The sequence below is a fragment of the Idiomarina sp. HB genome, assembly GCF_048059115.1.
Lineage (GTDB): Bacteria > Pseudomonadota > Gammaproteobacteria > Enterobacterales > Alteromonadaceae > Idiomarina > Idiomarina abyssalis.
The window spans coordinates 931,455-949,673 of the sequence record NZ_JAYLVU010000001.1 but is presented as its reverse complement, the minus strand read 5'-3'; the positions used below and the strand labels follow the sequence as shown (position 1 = coordinate 949,673).

The following is an 18,219-nucleotide window of genomic DNA, read 5'->3' as shown; positions in this document are numbered from 1 at the left end:
ACTAACATAGCTGCGTGTCTAATGAAGGACACAGCACACTGGACATGGAGGTCCCATGTTATTGTCTCGCTTGGGCATAACATTTCCCGCTGCCTTTCCGGCAGCGGGTTTTTCTTTATTTAAGCCGGGCAAAACGCTGCGAAAACAATCCGGACAAGCCGGTATCGAACTGTTAATTGTATGGCCGGTTATTGTGGCCGCTGTTTTTACTTTCGTTCAGGCACTGATTATCTGGTGGGGGCAGCAAACTCTAACGGTTGCTAATCAGTATGCTGTGCGCGCGGGTAGCATTAATAACGGCAGTCACAATGCCATGGTTAACACGTTAGTTGCGGGAGTGGCGGGGCTTAAACCGCAACTCAGTACTGACAACAAAATGGTCGCTGTAACTGAAGCTTTGGTTGAGCAGCGACTTCATTACGCACAATTTGGCCAACTAAAAGTTTTATCGCCTACGGTTGAGGATTTTCGCCAGTTTGCCGATTGGCGCTGGGACGATGAGCTAAAGACTGAGGTATTGGAGATTTCAGTTGATCACTACCACGCCCGTGCCAGTAACGAGGGTAGCGAACAATGGCACCAGGCAAGGGTATTGGTTATTGAAACCTATTGGTGCCTGCCCCTTGATATTCCTATTGCCGGCGAGTTTTTATCTGCGACTCAAACCTTACTGTCCGACTCTAAAGCAGCGCGTTACTGCGCAACGCGCAGCCGGGTGTTCAATAAACCTCTATGGGCGTTATCTAATACCGCTCAGCATTCAATGCTAAGCGGCTATCGAAAGTAAACTAGCGAATATCGTGGTAGTCAACGCAGGCTTGTAAGGTATTTTCAATGAGTGAAGCTACGGTCATTGGCCCCACACCTCCCGGAACAGGCGTTATCCAGCCGGCTTTTTCAGAGGCTGTCTGGAACTCAATATCACCGGTTAAACGACCATCAGGTAATCGATTCATACCAACATCAATAACGATAGCTCCGGGCTTAACCCATTCCCCCGGAATGAATTCAGGCTTACCTACCGCTACAACTAAAATATCTGCTCTTTTAACGTGTTCAGAGAGGTCACTGGTAAACCTGTGACAAACTGTCGTTGTAGCACCTGCTAAAAGGAGCTCCAGGCTCATTGGTCGGCCAACAATGTTAGATGCACCAACGACAACCGCATTTAACCCATGCAGATCAACTTTTGTGTGCTCCAGTAAGGTCATAATGCCTTTGGGCGTGCAGGGGCGTAGAGCGGGAATGCGTTGCGATAAACGTCCGACATTAAAAGGGTGGAAGCCGTCGACATCTTTGTCAGGACGAATTCGTTCTAATATCGGAGTAGCATCAAGGCCCGCCGGTAGAGGCAGCTGAACTAAGATGCCATCGACAGCAGTGTCGTTGTTTAACTTTTCAATCAGCTCTTCAAGTTCCTGCTGGGTTGTCGTTGCCGGTAAGTCATAGTCAAAGGAGCGAAAACCGACATCTTCACAAGCTCGCCGTTTGTTTCCTACATAAACTTCGGAAGCTGCATCGCTCCCAACTAAGACAACCGCCAGGCCTGGTGCTCGCAGCCCGGAGTTAACACGTTCTTTTACTTGTTGTTTGACGGCCTGACGTACAGTGGCAGCAATGGTTTTACCATCGATAATTTGAGCTGGCATAATGACGTTCCCAAAAGTGAGAGAATTCAAGGTGATATATGGGTTCTATTGTAACTTTTTTCTGCCCTGAATGTCACCGGTTGTTGGTTTAGTCGTCAGGTTGACGTAAAAGTAGCCACTCGGCACCGATAACAGAAAAAAAGTTTGACGGGTCAGTCTTCAACAGGTAATATTCGCCCCCGTTGTCAGCCAGCATTTGCTTTTTAAAAGCTGCGTCTGATACGGCTTTCGGAGAAATTCGGCGATTAGCGCAGTTTGGTAGCGCACTTGGTTTGGGTCCAAGGGGTCGCAGGTTCAAATCCTGCATCGCCGACCATTCTCTTGACGGTAAAATGGTTCGATATGCGCCCGTAGCTCAGTTGGATAGAGCAACGGCCTTCTAAGCCGTCGGTCGCAGGTTCGAATCCTGCCGGGTGCGCCAGAACGCGCCAAAGAAATCACTCAGTGGTGGGTGTAGCTCAGTTGGTAGAGCCCCGGATTGTGATTCCGGTTGTCGTGGGTTCAAGTCCCATCATCCACCCCATTTCTTTATAGTAAAATTTCCTGTTTGTCGGCGATTAGCGCAGTTTGGTAGCGCACTTGGTTTGGGTCCAAGGGGTCGCAGGTTCAAATCCTGCATCGCCGACCATTACACTCTTTGACCTTTTTCTTTTCAGCCAGTACTGCTACATTTAAGTCATATATAAATAAAACTTTCATTGTTAACCCGTGGCTGGAGTTATTGTTATGGACTTTAAGAAAAGTTTAAAGAATCCCGCTGAAGCGTTTGATTCCCCGCAAGCTGTGTTTGATCATCCAGACCTTTCAAACGAGCAAAAGATAGAGCTGTTGCAGCAATGGCGTTACGATGAGCTTGAAACGGAAGTGGCTGACCAAGAGAATATGGGTGGCGATAAGCCGGATAAACTGGGCGAAATCAATAATCTACTTCTTGAGCTGGAAGGCAAATCTTAAGTATTTTTCTCACCGAATAAAGTGAAGTTTAAAAATTGCCGCTCGGGACTCGACTCCGGGCGGTCTCCTCGCTATAATGCTGCGTCATTTTTAAAGGTCAACGCCGTTGCCGTATCTCATTTTTTATAATGATAAATTGATGCGAGTGACATTCATTGATTGAAACCGAGGTAATGAAGCAATGCAGGTTTCTGTAGAGACAACTCAAGGTTTAGAGCGTCGTGTGACTATTACAGTCCCGGCAGATGCAATTGATAGCGAAGTAACACGCTTATTAAAAGAAGAATATCGCCATCGTCGCGTGAATGGTTTCCGTAAAGGAAAAATTCCGCCAAATGTACTGCAAAAGCTGTTTGGTCGCGAAGCACGTTCACGTGCAGCTTCAAGTGTTATGCAAAGCAAATACTTTGAAGCGGTTATGCAGGAAAAGTTGAACCCTGCTGGTGCACCTGCAATTGAGCCTAAAGTCAATGAACCAGGTAAAGACCTTGAGTTCACTGCAACGTTCGAAGTGTATCCGGAAGTAGAAGTTCAAAATCTGGAAAAAGTGAAAGTTGAGAAGCCAGCTGTTGAAGTTACCGAAAAAGACGTAGACAACATGTTGGAAACGTTGCAAAAGCAACACGCTGACTGGAAAGAAGTTAAGCGTAAGTCCAAAAAAGGTGATCGTGTCACTATGGATTTTGTTGGCTCTATCGACGGTGAAGAATTTGAAGGCGGTAAAGCCGACGATTTCGCTCTGGAATTAGGCGAAGGCCGCATGATTCCGGGCTTTGAAGATCAAATTAAAGGTATTAAAGCGGGTGAAGAAAAGACGATTGAAGTCACTTTCCCGGAAGACTACCACGCTGAAAATCTGAAAGGTAAAGAAGCGCAGTTCGTTGTAACAGCTAAAAAAGTTGAAGCACGTGACTTGCCTGAACTCAATGACGAGTTCGTAGCGTTATTTGGTGTAAAAGAAGGCGGCGTTGAAGCGTTGAAGGAAGAAGTTCGTAAGAATATGGAACGCGAACTGAAAAACGCAGTAAAAGCAAAAGTTAAAGAACAGGTGTTAAAAGGCATTGTTGAAAACAACGATGTTGAATTGCCTAAATCAATGATCGACCAGGAAATTGATCAACTGCGTAAGCAAGCTGCTCAACGTTTTGGTGGTAATGCTGATCAAATGCCTGAATTGCCGGCTGAGTTGTTTGAAGAGCAGGCAAAAGAACGCGTTAAAGTTGGCTTGTTATTGGGCGAAGTTATTCGCAGCAATGAGCTTAAAGCTGACGACGAGAAAGTTGATGAGATCATTGCGACAGCTGCTTCTGCATATGAAGACCCGCAGGAAGTTGTCGAGTACTACAAGTCAAACAACGATATGATGCAGCAAGTTCGCAACTTAGCGTTGGAAGAGCAAGCTATCGAATTTGTGTTGGAAAAAGCTTCTGTGAAAGATAAGAAAGCAAGCTTTGACGACATTATGAATCCGAAGCAGCAGTAATCTCTTGTAACGGAGTCCTTGACGGGTCCCGCTACAGCTTGGTTTAATGGCTCGTATGATTTCATACGAGCCATTTTTATTTCAGGAGCTTTATAACACATGTCGAGCGATATTCAGGATCCAATGGCACAGCTAGTCCCTATGGTTGTCGAACAGACGTCAAAAGGGGAGCGCTCTTACGACATTTATTCACGCCTGTTAAAAGAGCGTGTGATTTTCTGCTGTGGTCAGGTTGAAGACCATATGGCCAACCTTATTGTGGCTCAGCTATTATTCTTAGAATCAGATAATCCTGATAAAGACATTTACTTGTATATTAACTCGCCAGGAGGTGTAGTTACGGCAGGTATGGCTATTTACGATACCATGCGCTTTATTAAGCCAGACGTTAGCACAGTTTGTATGGGACAAGCGGCCAGCATGGGGGCTTTCCTTTTAGCCGGTGGTGCTCAGGGTAAGCGGTATTGCTTGCCTAATTCCCGGGTTATGATTCACCAGCCACTTGGCGGTTTCCAGGGGCAGGCTTCAGATTTTGAAATTCATGCGAAGCAAATTTTGGATCTGAAAGAGCGCTTAAACCGTATGTTAGCTGAGAATACAGGTCAGGATTACGAGAAAGTGGCTAGAGACACCGATCGCGATCACTTCTTATCAGCAGAAGAGTCAATCGATTACGGTCTGGTTGACGGCATTTTACGCCAGCGTGGCGAAGAGTCCTGAGCGGGCGCTTAAGTAGTAGGAGAAAAGCATGACGGATCAGTCCAAAGGTGACGGCGATAAGCCGCTGTATTGCACTTTTTGTGGCAAAAGTCAGCACGAAGTTAAGAAGCTCATTGCCGGACCGTCTGTGTTCATTTGCGATGAATGCGTCGAGTTATGTAATGACATTCTAAAAGAAGAAATTCATCAACTGTCGCCGGTGCCGGACCAGGATGAATTACCTGTGCCAAAAGCTATCCGAAAACATCTGGACGACTACGTTATCGGCCAGGATCGCGCTAAAAAAGTTTTATCAGTTGCTGTCTATAACCACTACAAGCGGTTACGTGCATCAGGAAAAGGTAAAGAAGAAGTTGAGCTGGGCAAGAGTAATATCTTGCTGATAGGTCCTACAGGCTCAGGTAAGACTTTCCTTGCTGAGACTATGGCGCGGTATCTGGATGTTCCGTTTACTATGGCGGATGCGACTACCTTGACCGAAGCAGGTTACGTTGGTGAAGATGTTGAGAACATCATTCAGAAGCTTTTACAGAAGTGCGACTATGATGTGGAAAAAGCCCAACGCGGTATTGTCTATATTGATGAAATTGACAAAATTTCACGTAAGTCAGACAACCCATCTATTACTCGCGATGTCAGTGGCGAAGGCGTTCAGCAAGCTTTATTGAAGCTTATTGAAGGTACCGTTGCTTCTGTACCTCCTCAGGGCGGACGAAAGCATCCTCAGCAAGAGTTCTTGCAGGTTGATACGTCGAAGATTCTGTTTATCTGCGGTGGTGCATTTGCTGGCTTAAACAAAGTGATTGAGCAGCGTTTGTCTACCGGAACAGGAATTGGTTTCGGCGCCGAAGTAAAAAGTAAAACGCGAAGTGAAGAAGGCGAAATTATAGCGAAAGTAGAGCCGGAAGATTTGGTTCGCTACGGTTTGATTCCGGAGTTTATTGGACGGCTACCTGTTGTTGCCACACTAGACGAGCTGGATGAAGAAGCATTGGTTGAAATTTTGCGTGAACCGAAAAATGCTTTAACCAAGCAATACTCTGCTTTGTTTGAAATGGAAGATGTTGAACTGGAGTTTCGTGAAGACGCGTTACGGGCTATTGCTAAAAAAGCCATGGCGCGTAAAACAGGAGCTCGCGGTCTGCGTTCAATCGTCGAAGGTGTTTTGCTAGGCACTATGTACGAGTTACCTTCCATTGAGGGCGTGGTGAAAGTTGTGGTTGATGAATCGGTGATAGCCGGGGAATCAGACCCTATTTTAATTTACGCGAATCAACAGAAAAACAAGCAGGCTTCGGGTGAGTAATACGAAACTGTATTAAAAGTGTTCAAAAAAGGGCCAATCTGGCCCTTTTTTTCTGTCAAGGATTGAACTTTCAGGTAAAGACCGCATATAACAAAGTAAACCTAGGTCGGGAGAGAATTTAATGAGCGAAGAACGCACCGAACAATTAACGATGCCTGTTCTGCCGTTGCGAGATGTAGTGGTTTACCCGCATATGGTGATTCCGCTATTTGTCGGTCGGGAAAAATCGATTCGATGCTTACAAGCGGCGATGGATGCGGATAAACAAGTCTTTTTAGCAGCACAGAAAGATGCGTCGGTGGATGAGCCTACCAATGATGACATTTATCCGGTGGGTACTGTCGCTACGGTTTTACAGTTATTGAAGCTGCCTGATGGCACTGTGAAAGTGTTAGTTGAAGGTAAGCAGCGTGCGCAGCTTGATGAACTTCAGGATGATGAAGAGTACTTTAAGGCCAGTATCCATTATTTGGCGGCAGAAGAGTTACCGGAAAAAGAGGAAGAAGTACTTATTCGGTCGGCTCTGAACCAGTTTGAAGGCTATGTGAAGCTGAACAAAAAGATACCGCCAGAAGTACTTACGTCGTTATCGGGTATTGAAGACGGTGACCGTCTGGCCGACACAATGGCGGCACATATGCCTTTAAAACTTGCAGAAAAGCAGGCTATTCTTGAAATTACCGATGTGCGTGAGCGCATAGAGCACCTGATGGCATTGATGGAAGGCGAAATTGATATCCTTCAGGTTGAGAAACGTATTCGCAGTCGCGTCAAAAAACAAATGGAAAAAAGCCAGCGTGAGTATTACTTGAATGAGCAAATGAAAGCCATTCAAAAAGAGCTGGGTGAAACCGAAGACGGCGTCGATGAGTTTGAGCAGTTGCAGAAAAAGATCGACGACGCCCGTATGCCCGCAGAGGCTAGGAAGAAAACAGAAGCTGAACTTCAAAAGCTGAAAATGATGTCGCCCATGTCGGCGGAGGCTACTGTTGTTCGGGGTTATATCGACTGGATGGTGTCGGTTCCGTGGAAAAAGCGTTCGCGTATCAAGAAAGATTTAGCTCATGCTGAAAAAGTGCTAGATGCTGATCATTATGGGTTAGAGAAAGTCAAAGAACGCATTATTGAATACTTAGCGGTGCAACAACGAACCACAAAAGTGAAAGGTGCAATTCTTTGCCTGGTAGGGCCTCCTGGTGTGGGTAAAACATCGCTTGGCCAGTCCATAGCGAAAGCTACGGGAAGAGAGTACGTGCGCATGGCATTGGGTGGCGTTCGTGATGAAGCAGAGATACGCGGACACCGTCGAACCTATATTGGCTCTATGCCAGGCAAGCTGATTCAAAAAATGTCGAAAGTTGGTGTACGTAATCCACTGTTTCTTTTAGATGAAATTGACAAAATGTCGGCGGATATGCGTGGAGACCCGGCCTCAGCGTTATTAGAGGTGTTAGATCCGGAACAGAACGTTAACTTTAACGATCATTATCTTGAAGTGGATTACGATCTGTCAGATGTCATGTTTGTTGCGACCTCTAACAGTATGAATATTCCGGCGCCTCTGCTTGACCGAATGGAAGTGATTCGTCTGTCCGGTTATACCGAAGATGAAAAGCTGAACATCGCTAAACGTCACTTATTGACTAAGCAGATTGGCCGTAACGGTTTAAAAGAAAAAGAAATTACGGTTCAGGACAGTGCCATTATCGGTATTATTCGTTATTACACCCGCGAAGCAGGTGTGCGTAACCTTGAACGTGAGTTGTCACGATTGTGTCGCAAAGCGGTGAAAGAAATTCTACTGGACAGTTCAATTAAGCACGTTGAAATTACCGGTGATAATTTAAGTGACTATCTGGGCGTGCAGCGCTTTGATTATGGTAAAGCGGAAGAAGCCAACCAAGTCGGTCAGGTTACTGGCTTAGCATGGACTGAAGTGGGTGGTGACTTGCTCACTATTGAAGCCACGAATGTAGCGGGTAAAGGAAAGACAACCACGACTGGTTCGTTAGGCGATGTTATGCAGGAGTCTATTCAAACCGCACTGACCGTAGTTCGCAGTCGGGCTGATAAGCTGGGTATTGCCGATGACTTTCATGAGAAGCGCGATATTCACGTTCATGTTCCTGAAGGCGCCACGCCAAAAGATGGACCAAGTGCCGGTATCGCGATGGTTACGGCTATGGTTTCATCGTTAACCGGTAAACCGGTACGCTCTGATGTGGCAATGACCGGGGAAATTACGTTGCGGGGTGAAGTATTGGCTATCGGTGGCTTAAAGGAAAAGCTATTGGCAGCTCATCGCGGTGGAATTAAGCATGTATTAATTCCCAAAGAAAATGAACGCGATTTAAAAGAAATAGCCGATAACGTTAAAGAAGACCTGGTAATTCAACCGGTGAAATGGATTGATGAAGTATTAGATGTCGCTTTGGTTAAAGATTAATCAGTGACTTAATACTAAAGTCATATTCCAACGCTAGAATGCGGTCTGCGGATGAGAAATCATGCCTCAGACCGCATTTTTTCGTTAAAAAGTGAGTAAAAAGGGTTTTCAATCGAAACGACTGTGGTAGCCTAGAGTTTAAAGCTGATTCAAATGTATGACATGAGAACAGCTGGATAGGAAAGCCATTTGGACATAATGGTGCTTGAACAATTAAATCAAGCTTGATATAACCGTTTTGGCCCATTTAAATCCGAATGGAACCACGGAAACTTGATAATAACAATCTAAGGGGATGATACTGTGAACAAGTCTCAGCTTATTGACAAAATCGCGGCAGGTGCAGATATTTCTAAGGCTGCTGCTGGTCGTGCTCTGGACTCAATGATCGATGCAGTAACTGATGCTCTAAAAAAAGATGACCAAGTCGCATTAGTTGGCTTCGGTACGTTTAGCGTACGTGAGCGTTCTGCTCGTACTGGTCGTAACCCTCAAACGGGTGAGACTATCCAGATCGCTGCTGCTAAAGTACCTTCTTTTAAAGCAGGTAAAGCACTGAAAGACGCAGTAAATTAATTAAAGCGCATTAGCGCTTTTTTTAAAGAATAATAATAGTAGCCCGAGGTTTATAAAACCTCGGGTTATTTTTTTGTATGAATGGTGAGTTTTAAGACGAATCACCTTATAATGTGACGTCGTTTATTCAGGTTAAATAAGGAAAGCCTTATTATGTTAGAGCGGATTCGGGAAGGCTCGCAGAGTTTTACTGCTAAGGCCATTCTTGTGTTAATCATTCTAACTTTTGCATTGGCAGGTGTTGGCGGTTATATCACCGGCGACACAGAAGATGCTGTTGCAAAAGTTAATGGAGAAGAAATTCCTCGTAGTGACTACGATCGTGCTTATGAAAACGAACGTAGCCGCTTACAAGAGCAGTTCGGCGATATGTTTTCTGCCATTACTTCCGATCCGGAATACATGCGTAGTTTGCGTAGCAGAGTTCTGGAACAGCTTATAGAGCAGGAATTACTCGTACAGTACGCAGAAGACAGCGGAATGCGTGTGGGATCAGAGCAGGTTAAAGCAGCAATTCGTGATATTCCTCAGTTTCGCACCGCCGGACAGTTTGATAACGACGTCTATTTAATGGCGTTACGAAATGCGGGCTATAGTCCGGAAGCTTTTGCTAAAGTTATGCAGCAGGACATGACCCGGAATCAACTTTTGCGGGGCTTGTCTCAGTCTGAATTTGTTTTGGAACCTGAGGCTTTAGCATTTTTGCGCTTACAGAACCAAACGCGTTCAGGTGGGTTTCTGGTAGCAAATAACGAGTCTTTTGAGGGCCAGGTGGAAGTTGCTGAGTCGGATATCGAGACCTTTTATCAGCAAAACCAGGACATGTTCCGTACGGAAGAGAAGTTGAGCGTTGCTTATGTTGAGCTTTCTTTAGCGGCTATTGAGTCTGATATTGAAATAGCCGATGAAGAAGTACGTGAGTATTACGAACAACGTCAGCAGCAATACGCAACCGAAGAAGAGCGTCGCGTGTCGCATATTCTTATTGAATTCGACACAGAGAACGCTAAAGAGAAAGCTGAAGAGGCGTTGGCCGAACTGGAGCAGGGCGCAGACTTCGCTGAGGTAGCGCAAACCTACTCTGATGATACTTTCTCTGCGGAACAGGGCGGTGACCTTGATTGGGTCGAAGCTGGCATGATGGACGAAGATTTTGATGCCGCTGTTTTTGAACTGGAAAACATTGGTGATTTATCTGAGATTGTTGAAACCAGCTTCGGTTATCACATTATTAAGCTGACTGATTTACGTGAAGGTACGGTAACACCATTCAGTGAAGTCGAAGACGAAGTTCGCCAACAGCTGTTAGCAGAAAAAGCGGAAGACCGTTATTTTGAAAAGCAGCAGAAATTGGCTGAAATTAGCTTTGAACAGCCAGATACTCTGGAGCCTGCTGCTGACGAAATTGGTGCTACAGTTCGTCGTACTGACTTATTCACTCGTGAAAGAGCGCCAACACCTTTGAGTGATGATGTCATTCTCAATAACCTGTTTTCAGAACAGTTAATTGAAGAGAAGTTAAACAGCGACGTAATTGAAACCTCTGATGATCGTTCTTTGGTTGTGCGAGTGACTGAACATCAACCGGTGCGGGTAAAAGATCTGGACGAGGTCCGCGAGCAGATTGTTGCAGAACTTCGTGTAGAGAAAGCTCAGGAATTAGCACTGCAACAGGCGGAAGAGTGGATGCAGGCCTGGCAGTCGGGTGAAGAAACCAGTGGCGAGATTGTTTGGGTAGATAGCATTACCCGGAACAATAACGAGCATCCAAGAGCTATTGTGCAAGAGCTGTTCTCGATGTCTCCGTCTGCTACTGCCGATGAAAACACCTTTACCACGGTCGCGCTTCCTAATGGCGATGCTGCAGTGGTTGCATTGACAGAACTTAACCCGGGTAATGCAAACGAAGAGCAGCTTGATGAGCTGCAAAGTCAACTGCAGAACCGCCAGGCACAAGTGATGTTACAAGCTTTCATTAATAATCTGAAAAGTGATGCAGATATTCAGCGCTTATCGACTCGATAAAGTGTAACGCTCATCGAAAATAAAAAAGCTCAGACTTGAGAAAGTCTGAGCTTTTTTTGTTTTTCGTTAGTATTATTTGCGTCCGTAAAGCTCCGGTAAGACATTATCTTCTGTCGTATCAGATAGCCTCTCTAAAGAGGACTTAACGTCTTTGTACAGCTTCTTGCCTTCCCGCCAGCTGCTGCTTCCTGGCTGATACAAACTCTTTTGGAGAGCAGCACAGGAGCTTTGTATTGAAAGGTACTGAGATAATTCCGTTAAACTATTAAAGGTTCGGTTAAAATACCGGTTTGCCCATTCAAGCAATGCAGTTTGGGCTGCATGGGCATCGTTTTTACTGCAGGCCTGTTGAAACTCTCTCCATAGCTTATCTTTGTTGAGCTGGTGGGCCGTTTTAGACGTCTCTTCTACCGCACCTTCTGATAATGATTGGCGACGCACCAGCAGGAAAAGATTGGTAGCTAACGATGCCAGTATAATAAGTCCTAACAGGGCAACGAACCAACTTTGCTGCCACCAAACCAGGGCGACTGAAGGCTTCGCAGGTTCAACCGGTTTTTCTTCCGCACTTTGCTTTTGCGGCGCTGCTGCGCCACTGGGTTGATTTCCCTCAGGGATTGCTTGCATACCTTCAGCCATAGCGACTGAAAACTTCAGATCATCAGTTTCAGCCGAGGCTGCTAGCCCCGTTTTGGTATTGAACCATGGAACTTCAAGCGCCGGGATGCTCAGCGGACCCGGTTGATTCGGTACAATTGCGAAGCTGACGGTCTTTTGTGAAATCACAACACCGTTGCGTGTAAACTGGTCGGTTTCGTCGCCATCAGGATACACTCTTACCGTATCTGGAAACTCAGGTTTTATTTCCGGCAGTTGCTCTGGCTTTACGCCAATAGCAGTTAACATGTATGAAATAGTCAGAGGTTCACCAACGGTGTAGGTTTCCTGCTCTGGTGAAACCGACTGAGAGATACTGACTAATTCACTCGGTAACCAATGCCCCTGCCAGTTAGCCGGAACAGGTTTGACGTTAACATCTATTGTTTCTGCTATTGTGCTAACGGGCTGAGTGTTGGAAAACGAAGAGAATATTGAGCGTTGTCCCTGGGTAAAGACTTCTCCATCAAAGCGTGCCCCAGTGATACTTAAGGGACCTGATTTGCTGGGCGTTATTTGATAAACCCGCTGATAAACCTTGTAGCGGCGGCCATTAACCATCTGTGTACTTTCTTCATCTCTGCCTATTTGCTGAACATCTGCATTTTCAGCTTCCGGAGGCACTAAGTTACCTTTGTTTAAGTCTGCAGCGAGAAACAGCCGGGCGACATAGGTAATAGGCTGTTGCAGATAAACTTGCTCGCTATCCACCTGAGCTTCTAAAAAAGCCGTTTCTTGTTCTTTTTCCTGACTGCTTCCGGCTTCCAGTACCTCTATGGTTATCGGCTGAGACGATACACCGCCAATGGTAATTTCCGGAATTTTGTATTCGCCCGCAGCTTGCGGAATTAATACGGTAGTAAACCGTGTTTGCTTGCTGAGTCTGCCGTTTATCATTGATGTTTGACGGCTTACAGAGGTTCTTCCGACGACAAAGTCTTTTAGTAACTTAGATGGGGAGAAGCTGTCATTTCCAACGTCACCGTCGACGGTCACTGTCAGCACAAACGACTGGTTAGCGGTGACGGGATTCCGGTCGACCGTTGCAGTAACTTCGGAAACATCGGCGCGAGCAAGCTGACTCACAAGCAATAGACTGATCAAGAAAAAAGTGTGTAGCCATACTCTTACCATTTTTTATCTTCTCCCTGCGGTTCTGAAGCTCTACGCTGACGACGACGCTGACTTTCCAACAGCATTTTGTTACGCAATAGAATACTCGGGTCATCCGGAACTCGGTTCATCCATTGCTCCAGCTGCTGTGCCTTTTCAGGATCAATTTCACCTTCTCTCACCTTTTCCTGAAGTTGTTGTGTGGACTCTTCATCATTTTCTGCCCCCTCATTTTCAGAGCTATCCTGTTGTTCTTTTTCTTCAGTCGGCTCTTCTTTTTGGTCTTTTTTCTGTTCAGGTTGGCCATCTTCCTGACCATCTTTACCAGGATCTGGCGGACCATCGTTATTATTGGACTCGTTGTTTTGCTGGTCTTGCTCGTTACCATTTTGTTCCGAGTCATTTTTTGACTCGTCGTCTTGAGAGTCGGACTTTTCTGATGATTCTCCCGAACCATCAGATGAATCAGAGTCTTGTTCTTTTAGCTGCTCGACCAGCTGCTTGTTTTCCACTGCCTCTGACCAGTCAGGTCTTTTCTCCAGAGCCTTTTCGTATGCTGCGATGGCCGCATCATATTGCTGTTGCTGAGCTAAAGCATTACCCAAGTTGTACTGGGCTTCGGGAGAAGAATGTTGAGCAAACACATCAGCAGCGGCCTCATAGTCACCATTGCGGTATAAGGCTGACCCTTGCCGTAAAGGATCTTTGCTTAGGTTGGCGGCTTGTTCATATTGCTCTTGTTGATAAAACCTTTGAGCACGTTGTTCTTGATTAAGGAAGTACTTCTCAAGGGTTGGCTCCTGCGCTGCATGAAGCTCAGGACTAAAACTCACTAGTGGTAAAAGCATAGTGAGCATAATGGGGCTGAACAGACCGCTACGACGCCAGTTTAATAACATAATAGGAAGAATAAAGAGCGCGACATAAGGCCCCATATCTCGCCATGCATCGCCTTGTTGCTGATCTTCGCTGTCTTTCCCTTCACGTGTAAGCGGAGGCTGATTGATCAGTTTCTCAATATCACGATTGTCAGCGGTGACTGACGAGAATGCACCACCAGTAATCGAGGCTAAATCCTCCAGTCGTGATGGATAAGTCTTAGCTATGATAACTTGATTATTCTCTTTTAAGAGTCTTCCGGAGCTGTCTCGTATTGCGGCGCCTTCTTCTGTGCCAACGGCCAATATTGAAACGCGGTGCTCTATTGAACGTAGGTAACTGCTTAACGGATTGAGATCACGGCTGGTGATACCGTCTGTCAGCCAATAAATATCGCCTTGTGGGTAACCGGCGTTTCTTAATAGCTCATCAGCCAACTGCAGTGCAAGCAAAGGCTCACTGCCTGCTGCCGGCATGATTTCCGGCGACAACGACGGAATCAAATTCATTAAATTCCGATTGTCGGCCGTAAGAGGACTGATGATAAAAGCATCATCGGCGTAAGCAATAAGCCCGGTATCTCCGTCAAGACCTGCTCGTACTAAGTCAATGGCTTTATACTTCATTCGGGTCAGGCGGTCAGGGGATATGTCATCGGCAAGTAGTGAAGGAGACATATCCATAATAACGACCTGGCCTGACTCAAGCTGATAGACTGGCTGTGGTAGCCTTTCCCAGGTTGGGCCAGAGAGTGCGAGTGTGGCTAAAATACCAATAATCAGAAACCGGTGAACCGGCCATAGCGATGGCTTCGATCCCGACTTTACCAATACCTTTGATAAATGCCCGGGTAACCATTGATGCCAGCCAGCTTGATGTACCTGACTATAAATAAAGCGCCAATATAATAGCCCTACAGGGATTAATGCCAGTAACCACCAGGGGCGTAATAAATGAAACTCGCTCATGAACTTTTCCCCCAGGGGCGGTAATGCATCAAAGCAATGAGCATAAATAAAAGAAAGCTTGCACCCAATGGCCAATAAAAAAGGCTGACTCTGGGTCTAAGTTGTTGTGGGTCGCCAGCAATAGGCTCCAGTTGGTCAAGTCGTTGATAGATATCTTCAAGCTCGTCAGTGCTGCGGGCCCGGAAGTATTTACCACCGGTTTGCTTAGCAATACTTTGCATCAGCGGAACGTCCAGATCTCGGCTGGGATTGACCCGTCGTTGTCCGAAAAAGCTGTCCACTACCACCTCTTCTGCTCCAACGGCAATTGGATAAATCGTAACATCGTAAGCTTGAGCAAGTTCAAGCGCCTGCTCCGGAGTCAGGTTACCGGCCGTATTCTGACCATCCGTTAGTAAAACTAATACTCTATTTGACTCGTCGTCGTCCCGAAAACGCTTAACAGACAGAGCAATAGCGTCACCGATTGCTGTGCGCTCTCCGACTAAACCCAGTACAGATTCATTCAACATTTGCTTTACGGTATTACGGTCGTAAGTCATTGGAGTCTGTAAATAGGCTGTATCGGCAAAAAGAATCAAGCCTAGTCGGTCGCCTTCACGACGCGCAATAAAGTCACTGAGTACGTGCTTAACCATGGTTAAGCGGTCGACGGAACGTCCGTCAAGCTGCATATCGGCAATTTCCATACTGCCGGATAAATCGACAGCCAGCATTATTTCGCGGCCTTCTGCACGAACCGCGAGTGGTTCGCCTAACCATTGTGGTTTAGCAACAGCTGCTATTAGCATCAGCCAACATAAACTCATAAGGGAAAGCCATAACCAGCGTCTGCCAGAACCCGGGCTGCTTTCTGCAAGACCATAAGTGCTGGGGAGTCTTATGGCTGAACGGTTCTTACGAACAGGAGGTAACCACTTCCAAACAATAAAAGGTAAGGGTAATAAAAGAAACATCCATGGCCAGTCAAATTCAAACATCACTGACTCCCGGTTGTTTGCTCAAGTCCTTACTCAGCCAAAGGCGAGCAAGTTGGTAGTAATTTTGATTGAAATCATTGTCTTCAGTACCGTAAAAGTTTTTATCGGCTTGTTGAAGCAAAGGTTCAAAAGATGCCCTTTCATTATTGGATAAGGGCGCCAGTAGAAAAACGAGCCAAGTGCGGCTGTGTTTCGTGGCGACAAGTTCGCGAGGATAATACGCCAGTGCCGCTCGTTTAAGCAGCACCGTTATTTGTTCGATATTTGCATCTTTTTGCTGTAATAACTGTTTCATTGCTGCTTTACGTACTTTGGACTTTTGCCAGCGGCGAAACAGAACGGTCGCTAGCACCAACACACCTGCCAGTAGGGTTGCTACTACAGCGATAGTTAGCCAGGAGGGGGGCCACCAGCCAGCCTGACCTGGTTCAATGATGTCATTAAGCTGCTTTAAAGACGGCTGCTGCATCAGGTCACCTCCGTCCATTGTTGCTCTAGTGGCAGGGCACTTGATACTGAGGTTAATGACAGTTTGCGCTTACGGAAGGCTTCTTGAATACTTTGCCAGCGCTTGAGTGCTGCCTGGTGATAAGTTGCTCTTTGCTGGGTGTTAGCCAGGTTCACATTAATTTGCTGCTGGCCATCTGTGATAGCCAATGGATGAGATGAATAACCTTCAGGTAACTCATGCTCCATGGGGTCATAAACTGAGAAACAGCGAACCGAGTTGTGCTGCGAGAGGACGCGTAAGCCATCCAGAAAGTTTTCGCTGGCACCATAAAAGTCACTAATGACATAAATGGTACTGCCGGGCTTAACTAACTGTCGTAAACGCTTTAAATTTTCTTCAAGCGCATTCGGTTTCTGTTTTTCTTTGTTTTTCCAACGCGTAAAGCTGTCGCCGTGAACTTCAAGCAGTGCATGACATAAGCGTAAAACGCCTTTTTGGCGGGCAACGGGCTTGAGCTCCTGATGCAACCAGCCATTACCCACTAAGCCGCCAATGCGGTCGCCTTTATGCTGGGCCTGCCAGGCAAGAGCGGCCGCCAGATGACAAGCTTGCACTGATTTAAAAATAAACTGACTACCGAAAAATTGAGTCAAAGGTAGGTCGACCCAAATAAATACAGGGCGCTCCTTCTCTTCCCGGTAAAGCTTAGTGTGTGCTTTACCGGTTCGGGCGGTAACCCGCCAGTCGATAGAGCGGATGTCATCACCGGGCTGGTAATGCCTTACTTCATCAAACTCCATACCTCTGCCGCGACTCTTACTGAGCAGTGGCCCAGTCTGGCTTGAGCGCGGAAGGCTTTTATGATGACGGGCGAACGCATTTATTTTACTGCGATAATACAGCAGCTCATGAATGCCGGGGCTGATTCCGTCACAATGCAATTGTTTTAGCCATTGTTCTACTTCGGCTTTTAACATTATGGTGCCGGTACAAGTTTTAAAATCGTGTCCAGAACCTGATCGTGCGACACACCGTCCGCTTCAGCTTGATAGCTTAGAATGATTCGGTGGCGCAAGGCGTTATGAAAAACGCTAATAACATCGTCAGGCGTTACGAAGTCGCGACCATCGAGCCAGGCTTTGGCTCTGGCACAACGCTCAAGAGCAATGGTGGCACGAGGGCTGGCACCATAGCCTATCCATTGAGCCAGGTTTTGGTCGTATCGCTGCGGTTGTCGTGTTGCAATAATAAGCTGAACCAGATAGTTCTCGACGGCCTCATCTAAATACAGTTGCAAAACTTCCTGGCGTGCATTGAATAAGTCTTGTTGAGTTAAAGGCACTGGCTTGTCGACATCTCCGGATAACGCTTCCCCGCGAGTTAACCGCAGTATTTGTTGTTCTGTTTCAGCATCGGGATAGTCCAGTTTCAAATGCAGCAAAAATCTGTCCAGTTGTGCTTCTGGAAGAGGGTATGTGCCTTCTTGCTCCAACGGGTTTTGCGTGGCTAAAACCATGAAGAGGTCAGACAGTGGATAACTGCGCTGGCCGACAGTAATCTGCCGTTCAGCCATCGCCTCTAATAAAGCCGATTGAACTTTGGCGGGGGCGCGGTTAATTTCATCAGCCAGAATCAGGTTATGGAACAAAGGGCCTTGTTGGAACTCAAACTGTCCAGTTTCGGGACGAAAGATATCGGTGCCGGTTAAGTCAGCCGGTAATAGGTCAGGGGTGAACTGTACACGGTGAAAGTCGCCCTCTATGCCTTTTGCCAAAGCCTGAACCGCTCTTGTTTTGGCAAGGCCGGGTGGCCCTTCAACCAGTAAGTGGCCGTCGGCCAGAACGGCAATTAACAGATTTTGAGTAAAATCTGGCTGTCCAAGAACTTGTCGGTTGAGATAGTTTTGTAGCTGTTGAAACGCTGTCGCGGTCATGTTTACTCCAGGCTGTCGTTATCGGCGAAAACTGACTATGCTGTCAGTACCGCATAGCAATGACAGTAACAATGCTGCC

The 18,219-nt window shown here is 46.4% G+C and carries 15 protein-coding genes and 4 tRNA genes; 12 read left to right on the top strand and 7 right to left on the bottom strand.

Features of this window, described 5'->3' with window-relative positions; all coding sequences use genetic code 11:
• The first annotated feature begins 55 nt into the window (after positions 1–55).
• A complete protein-coding gene (locus VBY75_RS04775) occupies positions 56–787 on the top strand; it encodes a TadE/TadG family type IV pilus assembly protein (protein ID WP_416511277.1) in 732 nt (243 codons plus the stop codon).
• A 1-nt stretch (position 788) separates the two neighbouring features.
• On the opposite strand, the gene folD is transcribed toward VBY75_RS04775, so the two are convergent.
• Positions 789–1,649, bottom strand: coding sequence for a bifunctional methylenetetrahydrofolate dehydrogenase/methenyltetrahydrofolate cyclohydrolase FolD (gene folD / locus VBY75_RS04770; RefSeq protein ID WP_416511275.1), 861 nt, complete (start codon positions 1,647–1,649; stop codon positions 789–791).
• Positions 1,650–1,888: 239 nt separating this feature from the next.
• Here folD and VBY75_RS04765 point away from each other — a divergent pair.
• The 11 genes from VBY75_RS04765 (at position 1,889) to VBY75_RS04715 (ending at position 11,159) form a co-directional block, all read left to right on the top strand.
• A tRNA-Pro gene (locus VBY75_RS04765) sits at positions 1,889–1,965 on the top strand.
• A 28-nt stretch (positions 1,966–1,993) separates the two neighbouring features.
• Positions 1,994–2,070, top strand: a tRNA-Arg gene (locus VBY75_RS04760).
• A 26-nt stretch (positions 2,071–2,096) separates the two neighbouring features.
• Positions 2,097–2,172, top strand: a tRNA-His gene (locus tag VBY75_RS04755).
• A 28-nt stretch (positions 2,173–2,200) separates the two neighbouring features.
• Positions 2,201–2,277 (top strand) — tRNA-Pro (locus VBY75_RS04750).
• A gap of 98 nt (positions 2,278–2,375) precedes the next feature.
• Positions 2,376–2,603 carry a hypothetical protein gene (locus VBY75_RS04745; protein WP_287817343.1) on the top strand — a complete coding sequence of 76 codons (228 nt, stop codon included), beginning with the start codon at positions 2,376–2,378 and terminating at the stop codon, positions 2,601–2,603.
• A gap of 181 nt (positions 2,604–2,784) precedes the next feature.
• Entirely contained in the window at positions 2,785–4,086 is a 1,302-nt protein-coding gene (gene tig / locus VBY75_RS04740; protein ID WP_054486992.1) for a trigger factor, read from the top strand.
• A gap of 99 nt (positions 4,087–4,185) precedes the next feature.
• Positions 4,186–4,806, top strand: coding sequence for an ATP-dependent Clp endopeptidase proteolytic subunit ClpP (clpP, locus tag VBY75_RS04735; RefSeq protein ID WP_011234256.1), 621 nt, complete (start codon positions 4,186–4,188; stop codon positions 4,804–4,806).
• 28 nt (positions 4,807–4,834) lie between these two features.
• On the top strand, positions 4,835–6,112 hold the full coding sequence (gene clpX / locus VBY75_RS04730) for an ATP-dependent protease ATP-binding subunit ClpX (protein WP_054486994.1): 1,278 nt from the start codon (positions 4,835–4,837) through the stop codon (positions 6,110–6,112).
• A gap of 121 nt (positions 6,113–6,233) precedes the next feature.
• Positions 6,234–8,558, top strand: coding sequence for an endopeptidase La (gene lon, locus VBY75_RS04725; RefSeq protein ID WP_416511272.1), 2,325 nt, complete (start codon positions 6,234–6,236; stop codon positions 8,556–8,558).
• Between the two features lie 303 nt (positions 8,559–8,861).
• Positions 8,862–9,134 (top strand): nucleoid-associated protein HU-beta, encoded by a 273-nt coding sequence (hupB, locus tag VBY75_RS04720; protein ID WP_011234253.1) that lies wholly within the window; start codon positions 8,862–8,864, stop codon positions 9,132–9,134.
• A 153-nt stretch (positions 9,135–9,287) separates the two neighbouring features.
• Positions 9,288–11,159, top strand: coding sequence for a SurA N-terminal domain-containing protein (locus VBY75_RS04715; RefSeq protein WP_199494406.1), 1,872 nt, complete (start codon positions 9,288–9,290; stop codon positions 11,157–11,159).
• A 72-nt stretch (positions 11,160–11,231) separates the two neighbouring features.
• Here VBY75_RS04715 and VBY75_RS04710 read toward each other — a convergent pair whose 3' ends face one another.
• The 6 genes from VBY75_RS04710 to VBY75_RS04685 are packed head-to-tail and all read right to left on the bottom strand — an operon-like array spanning position 11,232 to position 18,140.
• Positions 11,232–12,950 (bottom strand): BatD family protein, encoded by a 1,719-nt coding sequence (locus tag VBY75_RS04710; RefSeq protein ID WP_416511268.1) that lies wholly within the window; start codon positions 12,948–12,950, stop codon positions 11,232–11,234.
• Positions 12,944–14,776, bottom strand: a complete 1,833-nt coding sequence (locus tag VBY75_RS04705; protein ID WP_278356246.1) for a vWA domain-containing protein — start codon at positions 14,774–14,776, stop codon at positions 12,944–12,946. Before VBY75_RS04705 ends, VBY75_RS04710 begins: the two co-directional genes overlap by 7 nt.
• The gene (locus VBY75_RS04700; protein ID WP_054487004.1) at positions 14,773–15,756 is read right to left on the bottom strand and encodes a vWA domain-containing protein; all 984 of its coding nucleotides are present in this window, start codon (positions 15,754–15,756) and stop codon (positions 14,773–14,775) included. The genes VBY75_RS04705 and VBY75_RS04700 overlap by 4 nt, the downstream gene beginning before the upstream one ends.
• On the bottom strand, positions 15,749–16,225 hold the full coding sequence (locus VBY75_RS04695) for a DUF4381 domain-containing protein (protein WP_054487006.1): 477 nt from the start codon (positions 16,223–16,225) through the stop codon (positions 15,749–15,751). The genes VBY75_RS04700 and VBY75_RS04695 overlap by 8 nt, the downstream gene beginning before the upstream one ends.
• Positions 16,225–17,184 (bottom strand): DUF58 domain-containing protein, encoded by a 960-nt coding sequence (locus VBY75_RS04690; RefSeq protein WP_054487007.1) that lies wholly within the window; start codon positions 17,182–17,184, stop codon positions 16,225–16,227. Before VBY75_RS04690 ends, VBY75_RS04695 begins: the two co-directional genes overlap by 1 nt.
• Complete coding sequence (locus VBY75_RS04685; RefSeq protein ID WP_224798013.1) at positions 17,184–18,140, bottom strand: AAA family ATPase; 957 nt, start codon at positions 18,138–18,140, stop codon at positions 17,184–17,186. Before VBY75_RS04685 ends, VBY75_RS04690 begins: the two co-directional genes overlap by 1 nt.
• Positions 18,141–18,219: the final 79 nt, after the last annotated feature.

Excerpts from the sequence above, each read along its gene's own strand:
- VBY75_RS04705 (WP_278356246.1), bottom strand. The coding sequence starts at position 14,776 with ATGAGCGAGTTTCATTTATTACGCCCCTGGTGGTTACTGGCATTAATC.
- VBY75_RS04700 (WP_054487004.1), bottom strand. The coding sequence starts at position 15,756 with ATGTTTGAATTTGACTGGCCATGGATGTTTCTTTTATTACCCTTACCT.
- VBY75_RS04690 (WP_054487007.1), bottom strand. The coding sequence starts at position 17,184 with ATGTTAAAAGCCGAAGTAGAACAATGGCTAAAACAATTGCATTGTGAC.
- folD (WP_416511275.1), bottom strand. The coding sequence starts at position 1,649 with ATGCCAGCTCAAATTATCGATGGTAAAACCATTGCTGCCACTGTACGT.
- VBY75_RS04710 (WP_416511268.1), bottom strand. The coding sequence starts at position 12,950 with ATGGTAAGAGTATGGCTACACACTTTTTTCTTGATCAGTCTATTGCTT.
- VBY75_RS04715 (WP_199494406.1), top strand. The coding sequence starts at position 9,288 with ATGTTAGAGCGGATTCGGGAAGGCTCGCAGAGTTTTACTGCTAAGGCC.
- lon (WP_416511272.1), top strand. The coding sequence starts at position 6,234 with ATGAGCGAAGAACGCACCGAACAATTAACGATGCCTGTTCTGCCGTTG.
- VBY75_RS04685 (WP_224798013.1), bottom strand. The coding sequence starts at position 18,140 with ATGACCGCGACAGCGTTTCAACAGCTACAAAACTATCTCAACCGACAA.
- VBY75_RS04745 (WP_287817343.1), top strand. The coding sequence starts at position 2,376 with ATGGACTTTAAGAAAAGTTTAAAGAATCCCGCTGAAGCGTTTGATTCC.
- clpP (WP_011234256.1), top strand. The coding sequence starts at position 4,186 with ATGTCGAGCGATATTCAGGATCCAATGGCACAGCTAGTCCCTATGGTT.
- VBY75_RS04695 (WP_054487006.1), bottom strand. The coding sequence starts at position 16,225 with ATGCAGCAGCCGTCTTTAAAGCAGCTTAATGACATCATTGAACCAGGT.
- clpX (WP_054486994.1), top strand. The coding sequence starts at position 4,835 with ATGACGGATCAGTCCAAAGGTGACGGCGATAAGCCGCTGTATTGCACT.
- VBY75_RS04775 (WP_416511277.1), top strand. The coding sequence starts at position 56 with ATGTTATTGTCTCGCTTGGGCATAACATTTCCCGCTGCCTTTCCGGCA.
- tig (WP_054486992.1), top strand. The coding sequence starts at position 2,785 with ATGCAGGTTTCTGTAGAGACAACTCAAGGTTTAGAGCGTCGTGTGACT.